This window comes from Mesorhizobium sp. HAY1-8B (assembly GCF_056868045.1).
On sequence record NZ_CP200321.1, the window covers coordinates 2,583,136 to 2,600,178 of the forward strand.

Annotated in this window: 20 protein-coding genes; 9 read left to right on the plus strand and 11 right to left on the minus strand. The window is 57.4% G+C overall.

All coding sequences use genetic code 11. From position 1 onward, the window contains the following. Positions 1 to 335: 335 nt before the first annotated feature. The gene (locus AC1VON_RS12190; protein WP_483122544.1) at positions 336 to 518 is read right to left on the minus strand and encodes a hypothetical protein; all 183 of its coding nucleotides are present in this window, start codon (positions 516 to 518) and stop codon (positions 336 to 338) included. A 282-nt stretch (positions 519 to 800) separates the two neighbouring features. Here AC1VON_RS12190 and AC1VON_RS12195 point away from each other — a divergent pair, with 282 nt between their 5' ends. Then, entirely contained in the window at positions 801 to 1,031 is a 231-nt protein-coding gene (locus AC1VON_RS12195; RefSeq protein WP_483122547.1) for a PRC-barrel domain containing protein, read from the plus strand. Positions 1,032 to 1,098: 67 nt separating this feature from the next. Next, positions 1,099 to 1,605 (plus strand): DUF6894 family protein, encoded by a 507-nt coding sequence (locus AC1VON_RS12200; protein ID WP_483122551.1) that lies wholly within the window; start codon positions 1,099 to 1,101, stop codon positions 1,603 to 1,605. A gap of 333 nt (positions 1,606 to 1,938) precedes the next feature. Here AC1VON_RS12200 and AC1VON_RS12205 read toward each other — a convergent pair whose 3' ends face one another. Next, positions 1,939 to 2,175: a hypothetical protein gene (locus tag AC1VON_RS12205; RefSeq protein ID WP_483122554.1), complete on the minus strand. Its 237-nt coding sequence runs from the start codon at positions 2,173 to 2,175 to the stop codon at positions 1,939 to 1,941. A 618-nt stretch (positions 2,176 to 2,793) separates the two neighbouring features. Here AC1VON_RS12205 and AC1VON_RS12210 point away from each other — a divergent pair. Then, positions 2,794 to 3,003 carry a hypothetical protein gene (locus tag AC1VON_RS12210; RefSeq protein ID WP_483122558.1) on the plus strand — a complete coding sequence of 70 codons (210 nt, stop codon included), beginning with the start codon at positions 2,794 to 2,796 and terminating at the stop codon, positions 3,001 to 3,003. Positions 3,004 to 3,052: 49 nt separating this feature from the next. Here the strand turns inward: AC1VON_RS12210 and AC1VON_RS12215 are convergent, their stop codons facing one another. Beyond that, entirely contained in the window at positions 3,053 to 3,256 is a 204-nt protein-coding gene (locus AC1VON_RS12215) for a hypothetical protein (protein WP_483122563.1), read from the minus strand. A gap of 325 nt (positions 3,257 to 3,581) precedes the next feature. Continuing rightward, positions 3,582 to 3,881, minus strand: a complete 300-nt coding sequence (locus tag AC1VON_RS12220; protein WP_483122564.1) for a DUF1236 domain-containing protein — start codon at positions 3,879 to 3,881, stop codon at positions 3,582 to 3,584. 612 nt (positions 3,882 to 4,493) lie between these two features. Here AC1VON_RS12220 and AC1VON_RS12225 point away from each other — a divergent pair. Both AC1VON_RS12225 and AC1VON_RS12230 read left to right on the plus strand, forming a co-directional pair. Then, positions 4,494 to 4,838, plus strand: a complete 345-nt coding sequence (locus tag AC1VON_RS12225; RefSeq protein WP_483122570.1) for a low affinity iron permease family protein — start codon at positions 4,494 to 4,496, stop codon at positions 4,836 to 4,838. A gap of 115 nt (positions 4,839 to 4,953) precedes the next feature. After that, positions 4,954 to 6,354 (plus strand): phospholipase D-like domain-containing protein, encoded by a 1,401-nt coding sequence (locus tag AC1VON_RS12230; RefSeq protein WP_483122576.1) that lies wholly within the window; start codon positions 4,954 to 4,956, stop codon positions 6,352 to 6,354. A 161-nt stretch (positions 6,355 to 6,515) separates the two neighbouring features. On the opposite strand, the gene AC1VON_RS12235 is transcribed toward AC1VON_RS12230, so the two are convergent. Then, complete coding sequence (locus AC1VON_RS12235; RefSeq protein ID WP_483122580.1) at positions 6,516 to 6,836, minus strand: hypothetical protein; 321 nt, start codon at positions 6,834 to 6,836, stop codon at positions 6,516 to 6,518. A gap of 576 nt (positions 6,837 to 7,412) precedes the next feature. On the opposite strand from AC1VON_RS12235, the gene AC1VON_RS12240 reads away from it, so the two are divergent. The 4 genes from AC1VON_RS12240 (at position 7,413) to AC1VON_RS12255 (ending at position 11,516) form a co-directional block, all read left to right on the plus strand. Continuing rightward, positions 7,413 to 8,900, plus strand: coding sequence for an ATPase domain-containing protein (locus AC1VON_RS12240; protein ID WP_483122585.1), 1,488 nt, complete (start codon positions 7,413 to 7,415; stop codon positions 8,898 to 8,900). Beyond that, positions 8,897 to 9,937 carry a sensor histidine kinase gene (locus AC1VON_RS12245; protein ID WP_483126322.1) on the plus strand — a complete coding sequence of 347 codons (1,041 nt, stop codon included), beginning with the start codon at positions 8,897 to 8,899 and terminating at the stop codon, positions 9,935 to 9,937. Before AC1VON_RS12240 ends, AC1VON_RS12245 begins: the two co-directional genes overlap by 4 nt. Before the next feature lie 87 nt (positions 9,938 to 10,024). Then, positions 10,025 to 11,101: a sensor histidine kinase gene (locus AC1VON_RS12250; protein ID WP_483122589.1), complete on the plus strand. Its 1,077-nt coding sequence runs from the start codon at positions 10,025 to 10,027 to the stop codon at positions 11,099 to 11,101. A gap of 247 nt (positions 11,102 to 11,348) precedes the next feature. Next, positions 11,349 to 11,516 carry a hypothetical protein gene (locus tag AC1VON_RS12255; RefSeq protein WP_483122592.1) on the plus strand — a complete coding sequence of 56 codons (168 nt, stop codon included), beginning with the start codon at positions 11,349 to 11,351 and terminating at the stop codon, positions 11,514 to 11,516. 1,730 nt (positions 11,517 to 13,246) lie between these two features. Here the strand turns inward: AC1VON_RS12255 and AC1VON_RS12260 are convergent. The 6 genes from AC1VON_RS12260 to AC1VON_RS12285 all read right to left on the minus strand — a co-directional run bounded on the left by AC1VON_RS12260 (position 13,247) and on the right by AC1VON_RS12285 (position 17,036). Further along, positions 13,247 to 13,507: a response regulator gene (locus AC1VON_RS12260; RefSeq protein WP_483122597.1), complete on the minus strand. Its 261-nt coding sequence runs from the start codon at positions 13,505 to 13,507 to the stop codon at positions 13,247 to 13,249. Positions 13,508 to 14,183: 676 nt separating this feature from the next. Then, complete coding sequence (locus AC1VON_RS12265; protein WP_483122603.1) at positions 14,184 to 14,447, minus strand: hypothetical protein; 264 nt, start codon at positions 14,445 to 14,447, stop codon at positions 14,184 to 14,186. 427 nt (positions 14,448 to 14,874) lie between these two features. Continuing rightward, positions 14,875 to 15,477 carry a pyridoxamine 5'-phosphate oxidase family protein gene (locus AC1VON_RS12270; RefSeq protein WP_483122608.1) on the minus strand — a complete coding sequence of 201 codons (603 nt, stop codon included), beginning with the start codon at positions 15,475 to 15,477 and terminating at the stop codon, positions 14,875 to 14,877. Beyond that, positions 15,446 to 16,102 (minus strand): hypothetical protein, encoded by a 657-nt coding sequence (locus tag AC1VON_RS12275; protein ID WP_483122612.1) that lies wholly within the window; start codon positions 16,100 to 16,102, stop codon positions 15,446 to 15,448. Before AC1VON_RS12275 ends, AC1VON_RS12270 begins: the two co-directional genes overlap by 32 nt. After that, positions 16,083 to 16,496, minus strand: coding sequence for a phage holin family protein (locus AC1VON_RS12280; protein WP_483122616.1), 414 nt, complete (start codon positions 16,494 to 16,496; stop codon positions 16,083 to 16,085). Before AC1VON_RS12280 ends, AC1VON_RS12275 begins: the two co-directional genes overlap by 20 nt. A gap of 15 nt (positions 16,497 to 16,511) precedes the next feature. Next, on the minus strand, positions 16,512 to 17,036 hold the full coding sequence (locus AC1VON_RS12285) for a hypothetical protein (protein ID WP_483122620.1): 525 nt from the start codon (positions 17,034 to 17,036) through the stop codon (positions 16,512 to 16,514). Positions 17,037 to 17,043: the final 7 nt, after the last annotated feature.

The following is a 17,043-nucleotide window of genomic DNA, read 5'->3' on the forward strand; positions in this document are numbered from 1 at the left end:
TCAACGTCGTAAACAGCAAAGCTGTTCCGCTATTCTTGAAAGAGCGACCCACGTCGTAGGGGGCTGCACAACGATTTTTCGGTAGGCGCGTCCTTTTCAGACACGTTTTGGCGACGTCCTAGAAGAGGATGAAGACATGAAAGGCGTTGAGCTAAGCCGATCTAAAGTCGGGGGCGATGCTCGCGGAAGATACCGATCAGCTCGCGATAAATCGGCGATCTCAAGGAATATATGGCGGAGGCGATTGATCATTGAGCCGCCGCGCATCGACCGGGAATTCCATTCCAGGCATTGATGCATTGAGGCCTGCGAGAGGGCGTGCAAAGCGTTGGCGGTCAGCTAGCGGATTTCTTCTTGGCCGCCGCTGGATTTTGACCGGTCGCTGCCGAGGTCTTGGCGTCCTTGGAATGAGCCGCGATCGCTGGGCCGGCGCCGGTTGTCTTGCGTATGTCTCCACTCGATTTGTCGGCCGGCGCCTTGCGACCCAGGCCAAAGAAGAATTTGCCCAAAAAGCCCATGTCGTCCTCTTCTTCGCGCCCTAAGACGCCGATGCAATAATTGTGTGCATAAGCCTAACTTGAGCCTTCTCGTTTGGTTCCGGTAGCGGTTGCATCGGCTGCTCAGACCAGAATGATCCAATCCCTGCAATGCTGATTCACAGCGATGCTGGTCGGCAAACGTCACGGCGATCGTTGATTTGACCGCCACGTTTTTTGAATTTGGTGAACGGTCTTCGTCCATTTGGAACTCTTAGCCTGTTCATAGATTGGGACTGACCCATGCAATGAGGAGATGCACCAATGGACCATACCAGTCACACACGGCTTGGTCGCGATGAACTGACATTGGAGTTTCTTGACGGCGCAAGCATTTACGGCGACGAAAAAATTTGGACCGTCTCTCATCTGCACGGCAGTCAGATATGGCTATCCGGTGGCTTTCTCGGAATCGGCGCCAAACCGGTAGCTGTCGCTGCCGACCAGCTAGGCTTCATGCGTGACTCGGACGGCTCAGCTGAAAGACATGCCTGAACATCTGGAGTGAAACTGGTGGCCGGCGTCGGGCCGGCCCCACCATCACCGACGCTAGGAGCCCTAAATGGAAATCGTTCGGACTCAAGTCTTGAATGCAACCGCGTTGAACGGTCAAGCGATCCTGCGCGTGGTGTTTTGCGGCGAGGGCAGTGAATGCGTTACCGTGGATATGGCTAATGTCGATGGAGACGAGGAATTCGCTCTGACCCGCGCAAAGGCCATCCTAGTCCAAACCGCCACGTTCGGTCTTGCCGCCAACGAGTATGACGCAACCAGCAACGGAAACTTCGACGAAGTCGCGGTGACGTCGGCAAGCAATGCGGGGGGCGATGTTTATCTATTCGACTATCGCGACGGCGAAACCAGTCGGCGGATTCCTCCCTCCCGCATGCCAAGTCTCGAAGCTGCACGGGCCGAAGCAATCCGGTGCGCAGTTGACCTCTTGGTCGATCTGGAGCCGGGGACCGATGCACTGTCCGGCTGGCTGGTGCGGGTCTGGGACGAAAAGGGCGAGCTTGTCTATACGGTGGATGTTCTCGAGGCCGAGGCCGCTCGCAAGACCAGCCACTAATGCATCGAGCCACCCTTCACTTCTTGTCCTTCGCGCGCGTCAGGAGTGCTCAGGTGAAACCAAGGAAGCCTTCTTGATGACCGAAATACCAAAGATATTAGACTCAAGTAGCGAGTTTGTGCTCAAGGTCGCTGACGAGACCGGCAGATCAGAGTCGCAGTTAGCCTACCTCATTTCAATAGTCGGTTACAATCATTCTTCTCTCCTCCGAGAGGCGCGAATACTTAAGCAGGACCTGCAATAAGTTCGGCAGCCACATGTACGAATTCCATTCTGTCGCCTCCTTGCCGGCCAGCTAGCCGGATGCCGGCATTCACGGGAGGCTGGAAAGCTCTAACCGGCAATCTTCCATTCCTTTTGCCAACGGCCACGCACGGCGATCATCAGCATATCTTCACTCGTCATGCCGGTCTGAAAGAGCCTTATCAGCTCGGCTGCAAGCCCATGCGCACCAGCTGTGTCGGGAAGAACATCGAATTCAATACAAAGGGCGTCGAAAGCCACCTTCAGCGTCTCGAGGTCGCTAGGGTAAAACCCCTCATTAAGTAAGTGAATAGGTCGGTCAAGCATCAGGCGCCTCCACTACGGGCGAGAGTGCGATCGTCGCTCCCAAGCAGCGGAGCCCATCATTCGGCCGCTGACCACCCCGCAATGCGACAGTTCGCTCGGCCTGTCATTTCACTTTGACGTACTCGCACGGTTATTTGAAAGTTGATCTACCAATGTGGGGGAGGAACGGCGAGGGCCATGTCGGCTCATGCTGCGACTGGGTCATCCGGGTCCTGCCCATGAGTCGACCGAGGCAGTTCACGCTATCGTCCTGTCCGCGAGCGACAAAGCAAACACAGGCGGGAGCAAACCCTCTGGTGAAACACTTGGCCGGCGAGACCGTTTTCCGGCACGCTTCTACGCAGATTCTTGGGACCCACTATCCTCAATGCCGTCGAGCATCCCTCGCCTGATTTTCCCCAGTGGCCTGTGGTCGCAGTGGTTTTAAGGTCCTGGATGACCGTGGTCGATGCGTGCGACTTTCGATGTTGGTCTGGAACATATGTAGCTTCCGAGGGTTGGTGATTGCGGCAGGCAACGCTCCCTCTCGCCACTTGCTGAAGATCGGGTCGGAAACCTTGATCGGCCCGCGTTCTTAACTAAGGGCGCGGGTTTCTCCTTTTTTGGAATCGATCGCGCATGTCCCAGACCATTCAACCACCTATATTGCCGGAAGGAAGCCCTGATCGGGCGGTCAACTGTGAGGTGGCCCTGGAAGCGGCGTTCGCGGCCTTGGTGGCGGAATCGGAGGCCCAGGGATGGACAGCGCAAGAGACCGCTGAAACCCTGCTTAAAATTGCGACCGAACATATCCAGCTTCTAGGGGCGCCGGTCGAGCCGAAGGCATAAGGAGAGCGCCAGAGGAGGTGATAGCTCCCGGCCTTGACTGCGCTTCCCTCTATTCGGCGGATAGATTGCTGGTGAATGGGGAAGCGCTCGGGATACACTGCAGGGTCCAGCCCGGCGGGGGTGGCTGCTTCTGATATTCGGCAATGGTGGCCATGCATTGTTCGCGTCTGTCGAAAGTGCTCGGCAACACCACCATGCCGCCCCGCGGGCCGGCAACTACCAAATACCAGATCAGCGATGCTGTCGAAGTCATGGCGTTTCCTTGTTCCAGTCCGACGCTAAAGAAGCAGTCGGTTGGACCGCTTTAGGCCATGGCCAGGAATGAGCTAATCGTCATTGAGAAGAGAAGTGGCGATCAGGTCTTCGCGGTCAATCAGACCTTGACAGTCCGCCATCACCGTTGCGACTTTTCGAAACACTTCACATCGCCACCGTTATGTTCGCGTCAGCGAACTTTCTGAGATTTGCAACGCGCATTTCCAGGGCATCGGATTTTGCGAGGTCTCGCATCTTGTGACCGTCCGTTTCAGCGAAAACCCGTCGCCGGCAGAGGCGACGGGCTTCGCTGGCAAGGCCGGTCAGTCGTAGATTTTGATGATCTTGTGGGTGCTTGGATCGACCAGAACGGTCCGGTTGTCGATCACGACGTAGCGGTATTTGACGTTGGGAACTTCGCGAAGTTCGACCGTGTCAGGCAGCGCCGCGCCGATGTTGAGTTCCACTCCGGGAACCTTCACCGAAGCAAGCGGCTGCTTCTTCACATATTCACGGATAACCGTTTCCTGCTCCGGCTGGATGATGACGTCCTCGGCCGCCGCGACGCCGACGCCTGCGAGCAGAAGAAATGCCGCGGCTGCGGCAGACAGATGCAATTTCATAGTCTTGCTCCTCGTGAGATTGGCTCCGATCGGTGGTGTCGAAGCTCACATGCCAACTTGGCGTGGATGCAATCGTTCCCTTGGGAGGACTTCAGTCGGAGGAGGCGGTTGGACCAAAGTCTGGTCGAATATCCGCAATGGTCTTGCCGTCGGCGAAGCTTGGAACGGTCACCTGTGACAGAAGTTGTCAGCCACGGAACTTAAGGAAAGCATTCATGGACAGAAGTATTGGTCAAGCGCGTTGGTTGCTGGCGCCAGTTTTCGTTTTGGCCATATCCTTGCTGGTCATTGGAGTATCCGTTGGCTGAACCTACACAGTCCACATTTCAAAATCCGCGCAGCTATGTCCCTTCCTGCGCTGATAACGGTTCGCTCGCTGCGCTAGCGGCGAGCGAACCCGTCAACTTGAATCTAGCCAGCAACAGGGGAATTGAAATGTTCAACAACAAAGAGACTCGCTTCATAGAGGCCGGCTTACTCCTGGCTGTGCCCCTTTGCGTCGCTCTAACCGCGCTGATAGCCGTATTCGCTCTGGCCAAGGTATGATGGTGTGGTTGTATCCACGTCGGCCTTTGGCACAGGAAAGAGCCACGGCTTCATGGGGCCGCTAGAATGAACCGCATCCTCTTTATGGCGGCCGACTTCCTGTCCCGGCCGCCAGGCTTCTACGTCATGGTGGTCGCGATGGTATTGTGCACCGCGCTCGTGCCATTCGGACTGACCAATGCGGTCACCTATGTCCTTTCAGTGGCCGCCATCGTGATCACTGGTGTTGTCCTGATACAGGGCTATCGCGATACCGCCGCCATTCACGCCAAGCTCGATGAGATCGTCGTTTCGCTTAGGGAGACCAGAAACGACGTTGTAGGCCTGGAGCATGCCGAGCCAGAGGAGATCCGCGAAAAGCTTGCGATGCTCGAACAAGAAGCAGCGCAACGAAATGGCCAAGCCCCCTGAATACTAAGCGGGCGAGCTTTCGTGAGCTATCAGGCCCTCGTGCAACCAGATCAGCGCTCGCGGGTTCTTGACCTAGTGAAACGGCGCCTCGTTCTCCTCCGAAACCGGTCAATTCATGGACGTCTCGATTACGCAAACATCGACCGATAAACTCAAAGCGGGTAAGAGCGGCCTGCTGCTGATCTCGGACAATTACGATGCGTTCGCCGCGCGTGTCTTGGCGGCAAGGAGCGCGGCTCGCACGCTCGATCTCATGTATTATCTATGGCATGACGACCACACGGGGCGCTTGCTTTTACAAGAAGTTGTCCGGGCGGCCCAGCGGGGCGTGCGCGTCAGAATGCTGCTTGACGACGTCAATCCGCGCAAGAACGACGCAGCTTATCTGGCGCTGAGCAACCATCCAAACATCGAACTCAAATTGTTCAACCCGAGCGGCATCAGGGCGCGCGGCATCATGCGCACCGCGGAAGTCCTCTTGCGGCTTTTCGCATTGACAAGGCGGATGCACAACAAGGCGTGGATCGCCGACGACAACATCGCCATCGTCGGTGGACGTAATATCGGCGATGCCTATTTTGACGCGGCGGAGACGAATTTCCGCGACCTCGACATGCTGCTCCTCGGTCCCGCTGTCCAGCAAACCGCACAAATCTTCCAGACGTTCTGGGCATGTCGGGACGCGAAGCCAATAGGTGAACTCGGAGCCGCCGCATCAGGCTTGCATGCCCCTTATTTCGAGGGAAGCGACGCGGAAACCGAGTCGACGCTTTTGAGTGGTATCGGCGACAAGGGCTCCATCGCCGAGTTCATAGCCGCGAGCAGCGACGTACATTGGGTCGAGCGCGTGCGCGTGATCTCCGACCCTCCGGAGAAGGTTCGAGGCTGGAGACCGCGCGGTTGGCTGATGAAGGAGTTGCTGCCGATCATTCAGTCGGCGCGCAAGTGTGTGGAGATCGTGTCTCCGTACTTCATCCCCGGCAAGAAGGGTTCAAAAATCCTCGGCGACCTCGTCAACGACGGAGTACAGGTCGCTGTGTTGACCAACTCCTTGGCCGCGACCGATGTCGCCGCGGTCCACGGGGCATACGCCAACTATCGCAAGCGCTTGCTGAGAAGGGGCGTGCAGCTTTTCGAGCTACAGCCCTTTAGCCGGCAGCCCAAGATCTCTGTATTTGGATCCAAGGGTGCCAGCCTGCACACCAAAGCGTTCAGCGTCGACGACAGGGTCGGTTTCGTCGGATCTTTCAACTTCGATCCGCGGTCCGTATCGTTGAATTCGGAAATGGGCGTGCTTTTTGAAGACGAAAAGCTGGTCGCGGAACTGCGGCACCGGTTCAAATCGGAGATAGCGCCGGAAGCGAGCTATCGCCTCGAACTGAAGAGCGAGGTTTTACACTGGCACGGTTGCGAGCAAGGCAGACCGCAAACCTACGCTCGCGAACCCGAGGCAGCATTGTCCCGCCGCATCCTGGCCGCCCTGGTCAGACGCCTCCCGATCGAATCCCAGCTTTAGCGATCTGCCGGCAAGTCTGGAAAAATGGTGCTGGTCATTGGGTGGTGTCGCAAACCTCTCACGAGAATTGGCTGAGGCAAGGGGTGTGAAATGGTTCGGAGGCCCTTCACGACGCCGGCGCGGCGCCGCACAGCGTGCACCACCTGGGTCGGAGCTCGCATTCAAGCAGGTTCCCACCCGCGTAGAATCTTGCCGGAAGGAATTTCGAACTCGGCTTGCGAAGTCTGCCAGGCCCGATAACAAAAGAAGATCCATGGCAGATCGATGCCAACGTCAGGAACACGGCGAGTGCCATGAAATACAGTTTGAAGCGGGATCCGGCGTGTGAAAGAAAGGGCGGCCAGGGTGAGGAAAGTGACCGCCGAAAGCATGGCGCGACCACTGGGGAACTTGCGGCGAATACACACGCGTGACATGGTCGATTTCCGGCCGGAGCGGTTGAAACCCGACTTGACGATCCTGCCAATCAGGTTCTCAGCCACTGCCAGCCATCCAGATGGCAAGCGCCCGCTTGTGGACAAGAAGCCGATAGACAATCCCTGCGAGCATCACGAAGCCAAGGAATACCACGCTGCGGGGTTAGGTCACATCCCTTGGCCGCATCCTGAAGCCACGGGGACCGATCGGAGAGGCGGGATCGGATGCGCTAAGCGCCAACATAATGGCGAATCGACTTGGTCGTATCGCCCTTCCTGCACTTCCGCGGCTTGTCCCGAAGACGGGAACGAGGCACGCCGCAAGCATCCCCGCGATAAGCCTTTTGTTGCCTGCGCAGAAGCACCGCTGATCCGAGACGGCGGGGGGAGGACGGTGCCTCCCGAGAGGCCGCGCTCATCGTTGATTGGTTCTCTCTCGCGCCCGATCTCACTGTTGAGACTTGACGTGCGCAAGACTGGGGGTCCTAGGCATCACCGCGTTGAGAACAAGAATCTGCAGCCGCAGTGCCCTAGAGCCCACAGAGCGTGACATGCTGGAAATGCCCGTCCACCGTATCTTTCAAGAGGGAACCATTGAAATTGTTATCCGTTTAGCTGGTCACGAAAAGCAAGCGGGGCAACGTGGATCAAGACGACGCTTCACCAATATCATCTGGCGTGGATGGCCTCGACTATGTCCTGCGAGGCGGATACGCGAAATTCCGTTCGCATCTTGTAGAGGGCAGGCCTGGTTCAGGTAAGACCACCCTTGGTCTCCAGTTTCTGATCCAAGGCGCGGCGGAAGGCGAGAAATGCCTTTACATAACCCTGTCCGAAAGCAAGCGTGAGCTGCATTCGGTCGCGAAGCGGCATGGTTTTTCTCTTCACGGTATCGAAATCCTCGAACTGGTCCCTCCGGAGTTGAGCCTCGATCCGTCGCAGCTACAGACTCTGGTGCATTCGTCCGATCTGGAACTGGGTGAGACCGTGCAGGCCGCACTTGCCGAGATCGAGCGCATGAAGCCGGATCGGGTGGTGTTCGATTCCCTGTCGGAAATTCGTCTCTTGTCACAGGGTTCGTTACGCTATCGGCGGCAGGTCCTGGCTTTGAAGAGCTTTTTCCTGCTCAACAATGCGACGGTGCTTCTGCTTGACGATCTCACCGCTGAACATGACGATCTAAACCTCCATTCGATCAGTCATGGGGTCATTCGGATGGAGCAGCTATCGCCGATCTACGGCGGAGAGCGACGGCGGCTACGCGTCATCAAAATGCGTGGCGTACAAATTCGCGGCGGCTTTCACGACTTCGTCATTCGGCCGGGCGGCGTGATGGTCTTCCCTCGCTTGGTTGCCTCCGAACACGAGATGGCCGAGCATGGGACACCGGCAACCGGTAATGGTTCTGTCGACACGCTCGTGGGTGGCGGGCTGGATCGCGGCACCAGCACACTCCTGATGGGACCCTCCGGCGTGGGCAAGTCGACCATCGCGTGTAGCTATTGCCATGCGGCTCTCAAGCGCGACGAAAATGTGCTGGTGCTTCTGTTCGATGAAACCAAGCGCATCTTCCTGGCGCGCGCTTCAGGCCTTGGGATGGATCTGGGACCATTCAACGCCAATGGCAGCTTGATCTTGGAGCAGATCGATCCGGCGGAGTTGTCGCCTGGTGAATTATCATCGCGCATCCAGTCGGCTGTGGAGCGCTCAAATGCGAGGATTGTCGTCATCGACAGCCTTACCGGCTATCTCAATGCCATGTCGGAGGAGCAGCATCTTGTGCTGCAGATGCACGAGATCTTGACATATCTTAATCAAAAGGGCGTTGTGACGATCCTTCTGTTGGCCAATCATGGGCTGATAGGGCAAATGTCCGCCCCTGTCGACATGACCTATCTCTGCGACTCCGTAATGCTGCTGCGCTTCTTCGAAAGCGGCGGGCGTCTGAGACGGGCTATTTCCGTGGTCAAGAAACGGGTCGGGCCGCACGAGGACACCATTCGCGAATTCAAGATAAGCGCGGCCGGCCTAGCCGTCGGCGAACCTTTGGAGGAGTTCCGGGGGATCCTGACTGGCGTGCCCACCTATGAGGGAAAGCAAGGCAACCTGCTACAAGACAAGGCTCTCTGATGCCCTCAGACCGCAGTGTGTTGGTGCTTGCGCCTGTCGGGCGCGACGCGAAGGTTGCGTCGTCAATTCTCTCGGAGAACGGGATCAAGTCAAAGATCTGCGTCACGCTCGACGAAGCAGTTCCGCTATTGGACCAAGTCCACTGCCTTTTGGTTGCTGAAGAAGCGTTGATCAGCTCTGATCGAAAAGAGTTCGCATCCTGGCTCAAGCATCAACCAACGTGGTCGGATTTTCCGATCGTATTGCTGACGATGCGGGGAACGGAGATCGACAAACGCCTGGCCTTTCTGGACCGCTATCTGATCGTTCTCGAAAGGCCCTTCCTGGCGTCGAGCCTTGCAAATTCGGTGCGCTCGGCCTTGCGTGCCCGCGCCCGCCAGCTTGAAGTCAAATCCTACATTGAACAGAAGCAAGAGGTCGCGGACCGGCAGAAACTGCTGATCAGGGAGTTGCATCATCGCGTCAAGAACACGCTGGCAAATGTCCGCGCGATGATGGGGGCCACGGCCAAGTCGAGTGGAAGCGTGGACGATTTCGTGCGCGATTTCTCCGCCAGGATCGTCTCTCTCGCCGATACGCACTCGATGCTCACCGACGACTATTGGCAGATGGCTTCCTTGCACAAGCTGCTGGAGTCGGAACTGCGCCACTATGACACGAGCGACAAATCGCGTGTGATGCTCGACGGACCAGACGTCGCGCTGGTCGCCGATATCGCGATCCCGATCGGGATGGCGTTTCATGAACTCGCGTCCAACTCATCGAAATATGGCGCGTTGTCCCGCTCATACGGGCGACTCGAAGTCAGATGGTCGGTGGACAATTTGAACGATGAACGGATCCTCAATTTGGATTGGCTTGAAAAAGGCGGGCCGAAGGTCGAGAAGCCAAGAAGGCGCGGTTTCGGCACGACGCTGCTGGAGAAAGTCGTTGCCGTGCAGTGCCAAGCCAAGGTTGAGTTGAACTATCATCCTGACGGCCTGCAGTTCACAATGGCCTTGCCGCTGCGAGACACAAGGCTGGTCCCAGCCTATTGACCTCAGCAAGGTGGCGCTCCGCTTCGGTGGTGGCCTATATGCTCCATCGCTGATACTGATGACCTTTCCTTACAGCGTAGGCGTAAAATGATATCGGATACAGGGAAGCCCGAGGCGGTCGAGCAACTGCTCGATACGCCCGAACTCGCGACCGCGCTGGAGAGCGAACAGTTCAAGAAATTCCTCGATCAGGTGCCTATTGCGATCGCCGTTTCAGACCTGATCGAAACGGAGCGCGTCGTTTATGCCAATCCGGAATTCGAAAAACTCTCCGGCCTGAAGGCCGCCAGTCTGGCGCGAAAAAACTGGGCAGCGCTGTCCGGGACTGGGATCCGTGAGCAGAAGGACAAGGCGCTGGCCGAGAGCGTTATCAATGAAACGGATTTCGTCGGCACTTTCCGGCTGGAGCGCGGCGTCGGGGGACCGGCAGTCGTTGACGCCTACTCAAATTTGATTGTGGACGATGATGGCAAGACTTGTTTCCGGCTGGTCGCCTTGGTGGACGTATCCTCTCACGGCGAGGAGGCGCCCTCGGTAGAGGAGCGTGTCCGGGAAAAGGATACATTGCTGCGGGAACTGCAGCATCGGGTAAAGAATAATCTCCAGATGATCACTGCACTTATCCGGCTGGAAACCCGCAATGCGGCGGAACCCGACCAGAAACGGTTCGAGAGGTTGGCCGGGCGCGTCGACGCTCTTGCGATACTCTACCAGACGCTGTCGAATGACGAGCAGAAAGATGAGGTTGATCTCGGTGTCTATCTCAGCCAGATAGCGTCCGCGGTAATGGCTTCGCACGCGGTCGAGGGCATTCGGCTTGACATGAAGGTGGATACCTATCCCGTGTCGATCAACCTTGCCATGCCTACTGGTCTGGTTGTGAACGAACTGCTGACCAATGCGCTCAAGCATGGGTTCAGGGGACGAGAGGGCGGCACGATCACACTCCACAGCACCGTCGATGGCGACGGATGCCGCATCACGATCGCCGATGACGGGGTTGGATTGCCGGAGGGCGAGACATGGCCGAAATCCGGCAAGCTCGGGGCGCTGATCGCCCGCTCCTTGACCGAGAACGCCAAAGCGCAATTCGAAGTCAAATCCAACGCCATCGAAGGGACAAAAGTCACCATCGTCTTCAAACGGTCCGCGGCGGCGAACTGACGTTATTTTAAGGGGCCGTTTGAATGGCTTGGCCGGTCCGATGCCGACCGAGAACGGCCAGTTCGCTGGTGACTTGCTCGTCCAAGCCAATGGTCGCACTGACGGCGACGTCCGTACCCCGGCTCTCTTTCTTGTGCGTGAGCATCGCGACTCAGCCTCCACAGTGCCGGCTATGATCTCCTTTTTCGTATCCCTGCGGAACGCTAAGCAGTTTCGAACGCTTTAGTCTTCGAAAGGGAAATTTATGATGCCTGAGACACCAAAGACATTTGATCCGAAAGCCGAGTTTGTACGTAAAGTCGCGCGCGAGACTGGTATTTCCGAGATACAGGTGAGTGATTTGATTTTAATGGTCGGCTACGATCATTCCTCGCTGGTGCGCGAAGCCCGAATACTTAAGCACGGCCAGCAATAAAGCCCATGTGCTCAATGATCTAATCGGTCCGCCATGCGCGCGCAGATGTACATTGTAGGACTTGTCGTGGTTGTCGTTGCAGTTCTGAGATTATTCGGCCTCAGAAGGTAATCGACTCGGCCGCTTGCCCTCAGTCAGCCCAGAAATCAGGAGCCCGGGGAGCAAGGTGGGTCGGCCATCCAAAGTTGGCCTGCGTGCATACACCCAATGCTGCTGTTCTTGAGTTTCATGTCTGTCTCCCGGCCATGAGAGGCCGAGGACTAAAATGGCCTCAGTGCGGAAATGGCCAGGAGGATGACGACCAACGCGACCACGATTGCGATTCCGCACGCAACGACCATGATCGTCGCGCGCCGCCGTCTTTTGGGAAAAGGGCTTTCCGCCATAGAGGACGAAACATGCTTTTAGGCTAAAAGTTCCAAAGCTAATTTAGAGACTACTTACGATCGTTCGCGTTGCAAGTGAAATCGATTTGACGACAGATCTATGTCGAGCTCGCCTTGCGGGAATGTCAAGCTGGCGCCCCCCTTACCGACAAACAACTCCCGCAATCAGAACTCGATGGCAGCCTCGAAGCGCCGGCGTCCGCATATGGCCTGTTAGCTTCCTATTGAGGTCGGCAAGCCAACGGAACTGGCCGCGGCGAAGGGACAAACTCGGTATTCCCACGTTGCCGATTCCCAATCTAACTACGCAGTCGGCGCCTCAAACGGTAGAACATCGGGGAGCTTTGCAGGTCACGCGTGGCATGCGTCACGAACAGGATCATGAACAAAATGAGGAAGGCGAAAGCAATTCCGGCGACTACAGGCATTGGACTGTCTCTTATAGAGGCTTTGTGCAGTGGTTCTTAAAAACCAGATGATTGTCTCAGTCAGGCCAAATTATATGACTCGGTTATGCGGACACGACTGACTGGCTGCTTGCGGCGTTGCCACGATGATCACGTTTGAGAAATTCACTGTGTCGATCGGCGGCCGGCCTCATCCTAGACGGTTGCGGCGGATTCGGATTGGTCGAGAGCCCTTGAGGAGCCGGCAACCACTGCAGAGCCCCTTCGATCGCCCGCAGCATCGCCAGATTCGGGCCTCCCGGCTCTTCCTCGGACGTTGTCGTCTCGTCGAATTGACATGGACATCTCCTTTTACAGAGCAATGCCCGTGCGCGAATTGGGTTCCCTAGAGCCAACGAGTGGAAGGTTGCCCCCGATTGTCCGCTGCCTTGATCACGTCAAGGTACATATGCGTGCATGGGTGCCCGAACTGCAATCAACCCTTATAGCGGCAGAGGCACGCACCAGAGGTTGAGGCCGCGACACACCGGCTGTCCTACCGAGCTTTCTTTCTGCTGCTCGACCTCGACGAAATCGACAGTCGAGTCGCTCGCAGTGGCTCGTTCGCGCAACCGGTTCAATTTTTTCAGTTTTGCCGACCGCGACCACGGCGACGGTTCCGGCGGCGCGCTCAAGGCTTATGTCGATCGCCATCTTGACATGGCTGGCATCGAGAGGCCGGGGAAATCGGAGATCCCGTCAAGCACGGAAATCAGGCGAGACGCTTTGCGAATTTTGCGACCACTGGACCGACGTCGTTCCGTGTTACTTCATTTCGCTCTGGTCGGGATGGTGTTGATTGAGCAGAGTCGACAAGGCCGTGATGATTTGAGGCAGGAAAAAGGGCTTGGTGATCATGACGCTCTCAGGAACGCCGTCGGCGCCCCAGTGAATGGCGCTATCGCCACTCGTAGATCACGGGTATCGTTGGGTTGGCTCGGCGCAGATGCCGGGCAACTTCCCAGCCGGACTTGCCCGCCCCAAGGCGAACGTCTGTGACGACGCCCTTGAACTTGCCCGGATCCGCGTCGAAGGCCGCCAAAGCCTGGGCCGCGTCGCAAGCCGTCACGACTTCGAAACCAGCCTCTTCCAAGCCCGACTCGACGTCAAGCAAGATCAGCTGCTCATCTTCGACGACCAGGACCGCGCCGATGCCCATTCGGATGTTTCCTCCTCGGAAGTGCCGCACCGTCTCGACAGTCTCACACTACGGCTTCGACCTCGATTTGGTTCCATATAGCTAGTCAACAGAATGTGAGGCCAATCTTGAGTCTTGCGTCCGAATAAGTTCGGCGGCCAGCCACGCGGAACTGATATGGATCCGATAGCCGCTCACAAGCAGCTCCGCCCTGATACTCACAGCATGCTTCCCGGGGCGGCGATTAACATCCAAGCTCTCGCTACACTACCGAGTTAGCTTGATAGTACGCAGTTAGGCTGTCGGCGAAGCGCTGTTGAACTCTGGGCCGAAGGTGGATGTCAGGACACAGCATCGATACACGGTCTCGGACGTGTCTCCGCGCGAGCAGGTCCGCCAGTCGCGATTATTCTTGCCGGGCGCAATCCGAGGCAAGCATAGCCTTGAACGCCTTAACCCGACCCCGCCCGGGCCACGCGAAAACTGGTAACATTGCCGATTCCTGTGCGGAAGGTGCCTAAAAAGCGAGGGTCTCCAGCCCTGATCGACGGTGTTTGCGTTGTCGGGCACTTAAATCATGAGCAAGTGACCTGGCGTAAGCTTGATATTGTGCAGTGCAGCAACGATGTTCCTCCAGGTGCATAGTGCTCGGGCTTCCGCCATCCCGGCGGTCTAGGATCTCGATTTGCGGAATATCTCAGATACGATCGCTCGCCTTTCTGCCATGCGAGGCCGGATGGCATTTTCCCAACAAGGGGTGGCGCCGTCCAACGCCGACTCCCTTGTCGCTCAATGGCAGAGCGTTCACCGCACTGGGACTATCCCGACTCTTGAACAGGCCGTTGATGGACAAACGAGACAGGTCTGGTGCGATGCCAACGGCAATCCGGTAATCGAGAAATACACCATTGCCGGCATGGGCCATGGCACTCCCTTGAAGACGACCGGTGAGGGCGGCCATGCCGCGCCGTTCATGCTGGAGGTCGGAATATCCTCGACGAGGCGAATCGCGGCCCTCTGGGGTCTAACAAATAGGGGTGCCAAAAATCGGGAGACGTCGCAGCACGCCCCTGGCCATCCCGTTTCAGACACCGTTTTTGTCCCATATTCTACCCCGCTAATGTCAAGGCCAGCGCACGTCGACCGGCTGCGCCAGACGCAGGCACATGAAGCCCCCACAGGCGTTGGCAAGGTGATTGAAGATGCTCTCCGCGCTGCCGGCTTGATGCGTTAGCCATTCACGCACGCCTGGCGAAATTCGCGCTTGTTGCAGATACGAAATTCTGGGCTGCTGCGCCAAAATCGTCAGCCATTGCACGACTGCGCGTCGGCGTTCGGCTGCCAGCTATCGTTGGAAGTTCGGTATGACGCAATCAGCTTGTCGGTTCTTACAGGTCGACTTTTGCGTTTTCGCCAACATCAGGCTTGGCGCCAGTGATAGCGGCGAACGCCATCTTCGCCGTGGCGACAATCAAACCCGGGCTATCCCAAAGTTCGCCTTCATCCGGTCTTACGGTAATGAGACGGATCTCGGGGTCGTTGGCATCGTGCCACCAGGTCGCGTCGGTTTTCTCCCACAGCGCGGTGATTTTTGCTCTGTCATTTGTGAGCGCAGCCGAGCCTGAAATGGTGACGTATTTGTAGTGGCTGCGATCACTCCAAGCCAACGTCACCTTTGGATATTTCGACAATTGCTTGTTCTTCGCACTGTCGTCATTGACGAGAAAATGGATCGCGTTCTCGTCACGGCGCACGCGCGCGGAGAGTGGTCTCGCGCGATTGTATTCGCCGTCCCAGGTAATGAACATGCAGATGTCGATTTTCTCGGCAAGTTCCCAAACGCGGTCCGTGGCCTCGGCAGGTGTTAGATCTGTTTTCTGCTCTCTACGCTTGTTCAGCACGTCCTCCAAAATGAATATCCACACAAAACTCGGGCGCCTCGGATTTGCCGCATAACCTTCAGTCGGATCGGTTGCCAGGCGGATTTCCAATATCTTCACTTCGCACGAAATAGTCGCTGGCCACCGCCAGAATTGCCAGCAACGTGGCTCCGTATCCTGCGAAGCCAAAAGCCTCCGCGGCGGCGAGTTTGGCACCGCGCCTGTGTTCACTCATAAACTTCGCCGCCGCGCCCCGAACTTCGTCGCCGGCGCCGCCGAATAGGGCGCGTTCTTTGGCAGTCGTCCGAAAAGCCCGTCCAATTACATGCCCGAACGAAAGCGCTACGGCCGAGCCGGCAAGTACCTTTACCCGATCGAGTTCTGTCACCGTCCGGTGCGCGGCCGATACGGAATGGCTGGGACCCGCATCGGCATGCCCTGCTCGAGCAAATGTTTCGGCGCCATCGTCGCCGCGGATGACACTTCTTCTTCCGGCATCGAAAACAGCGAAGGCCCCCAGGGCCACGGCGCCCGCAGTGCCGCCATTTTCCTTGACAGCATCCGAGATGAGACCGAGTGCCCCGGCGACCTTCTGTCTGGCGCAGTCTGTAGAGACTTGCACCAGATGTCTGGGTTGCAGCCTGCGGCTCAACTCGCTTACCGGCCCAAACAGAGCCTGCTTTCCAGCTCGACTTTGGGCCAGGATGTCCCGGATTTCATTGCTGGGTTGAGCCATAGCGAATCCCCTGCTTTAAGGCTACGAGGTCGGTCCGCACCTGGTTGACGGTCTCAACGGGCGTAATGGTCCATCCGATCAGCGCGCGCTTGGCCAGATAAAGGGACAGCATTCCTGCGCCGATCAAAACGGCGCCGACGATCAGACAGGCGAACATCCCGTCAACCCCGAAATGGATCATCGCAAGAATGAGGAATTGAACCAGCGCGAACGCCGCCAGAACAAAAAACAGCGCGGCTACTGTGCCACATGCAACGGATGACACGATCGTCGTTGTCTTGGCCCGCATTTCCGCCTTGAGCAGACGTAGATCGAGGCGCATCAACGAAGCGAGTTGACCTATCGCATCGTTGAGCACGCTCCCGAAGGGCCGGTGATGCGTACCATCATCCATCCGAATGGGCCTTCTTCAGGATCGGTCTGAGCTTCGCAGCAGCCGCGTCAGGACCACGCCGGCGAGGATTCCAACGCTAAAAAAGGCGGCTGGCTGGCGTTGCGCGAACTTGGTGACGGAATCGAGCAATTCGCCCACATTGCGGTCTCTGATATCGCTTGAGACGCGCTCGACGCCTTCGGCTGCACTGCGCACCATGCCCGCAATCTGCGGCGACTGCTTTTCGATGCCATCGGCCGCGCCCTTCACGGAATGGGCAATGTTGGCGATGGCATCTGCACCTGCGGTCTTGTTGGCCTCGACAGCGTCCTTGAAGGCATCGGCGGCGCCCGAGGCGACGGAGCCGGCGTAGTCCTTGGCGTCGCTCGACATCGAGGCGGCGGCAGTTTTCAGATGCGACGCGGTTTCCGCCGCACTCGTCTTCAAATTGCCGATCGCTTCCTTGCTGGCCACGCCACGTTCAGTGGACGGATTGTCCTGCCATGCGTTCTCTTTGGCGAGTCCTGATCCCGAAAGATCGTCTGTGTTTAAGGTGTTCACGGTGAGT

What these genes read in the sequence shown, in the direction of transcription:
- AC1VON_RS12200 (WP_483122551.1), top strand. Translation starts at nt 1,099, where the DNA reads ATGGAAATCGTTCGGACTCAAGTCTTGAATGCAACCGCGTTGAACGGT.
- AC1VON_RS12250 (WP_483122589.1), top strand. Translation starts at nt 10,025, where the DNA reads ATGATATCGGATACAGGGAAGCCCGAGGCGGTCGAGCAACTGCTCGAT.
- AC1VON_RS12255 (WP_483122592.1), top strand. Translation starts at nt 11,349, where the DNA reads ATGCCTGAGACACCAAAGACATTTGATCCGAAAGCCGAGTTTGTACGT.
- AC1VON_RS12230 (WP_483122576.1), top strand. Translation starts at nt 4,954, where the DNA reads ATGGACGTCTCGATTACGCAAACATCGACCGATAAACTCAAAGCGGGT.
- AC1VON_RS12195 (WP_483122547.1), top strand. Translation starts at nt 801, where the DNA reads ATGGACCATACCAGTCACACACGGCTTGGTCGCGATGAACTGACATTG.
- AC1VON_RS12225 (WP_483122570.1), top strand. Translation starts at nt 4,494, where the DNA reads ATGAACCGCATCCTCTTTATGGCGGCCGACTTCCTGTCCCGGCCGCCA.
- AC1VON_RS12265 (WP_483122603.1), bottom strand. Translation starts at nt 14,447, where the DNA reads ATGGCCGCCCTCACCGGTCGTCTTCAAGGGAGTGCCATGGCCCATGCC.
- AC1VON_RS12205 (WP_483122554.1), bottom strand. Translation starts at nt 2,175, where the DNA reads ATGCTTGACCGACCTATTCACTTACTTAATGAGGGGTTTTACCCTAGC.
- AC1VON_RS12215 (WP_483122563.1), bottom strand. Translation starts at nt 3,256, where the DNA reads ATGACTTCGACAGCATCGCTGATCTGGTATTTGGTAGTTGCCGGCCCG.
- AC1VON_RS12280 (WP_483122616.1), bottom strand. Translation starts at nt 16,496, where the DNA reads ATGGATGATGGTACGCATCACCGGCCCTTCGGGAGCGTGCTCAACGAT.
- AC1VON_RS12275 (WP_483122612.1), bottom strand. Translation starts at nt 16,102, where the DNA reads ATGGCTCAACCCAGCAATGAAATCCGGGACATCCTGGCCCAAAGTCGA.
- AC1VON_RS12210 (WP_483122558.1), top strand. Translation starts at nt 2,794, where the DNA reads ATGTCCCAGACCATTCAACCACCTATATTGCCGGAAGGAAGCCCTGAT.
- AC1VON_RS12260 (WP_483122597.1), bottom strand. Translation starts at nt 13,507, where the DNA reads ATGGGCATCGGCGCGGTCCTGGTCGTCGAAGATGAGCAGCTGATCTTG.
- AC1VON_RS12220 (WP_483122564.1), bottom strand. Translation starts at nt 3,881, where the DNA reads ATGAAATTGCATCTGTCTGCCGCAGCCGCGGCATTTCTTCTGCTCGCA.
- AC1VON_RS12190 (WP_483122544.1), bottom strand. Translation starts at nt 518, where the DNA reads ATGGGCTTTTTGGGCAAATTCTTCTTTGGCCTGGGTCGCAAGGCGCCG.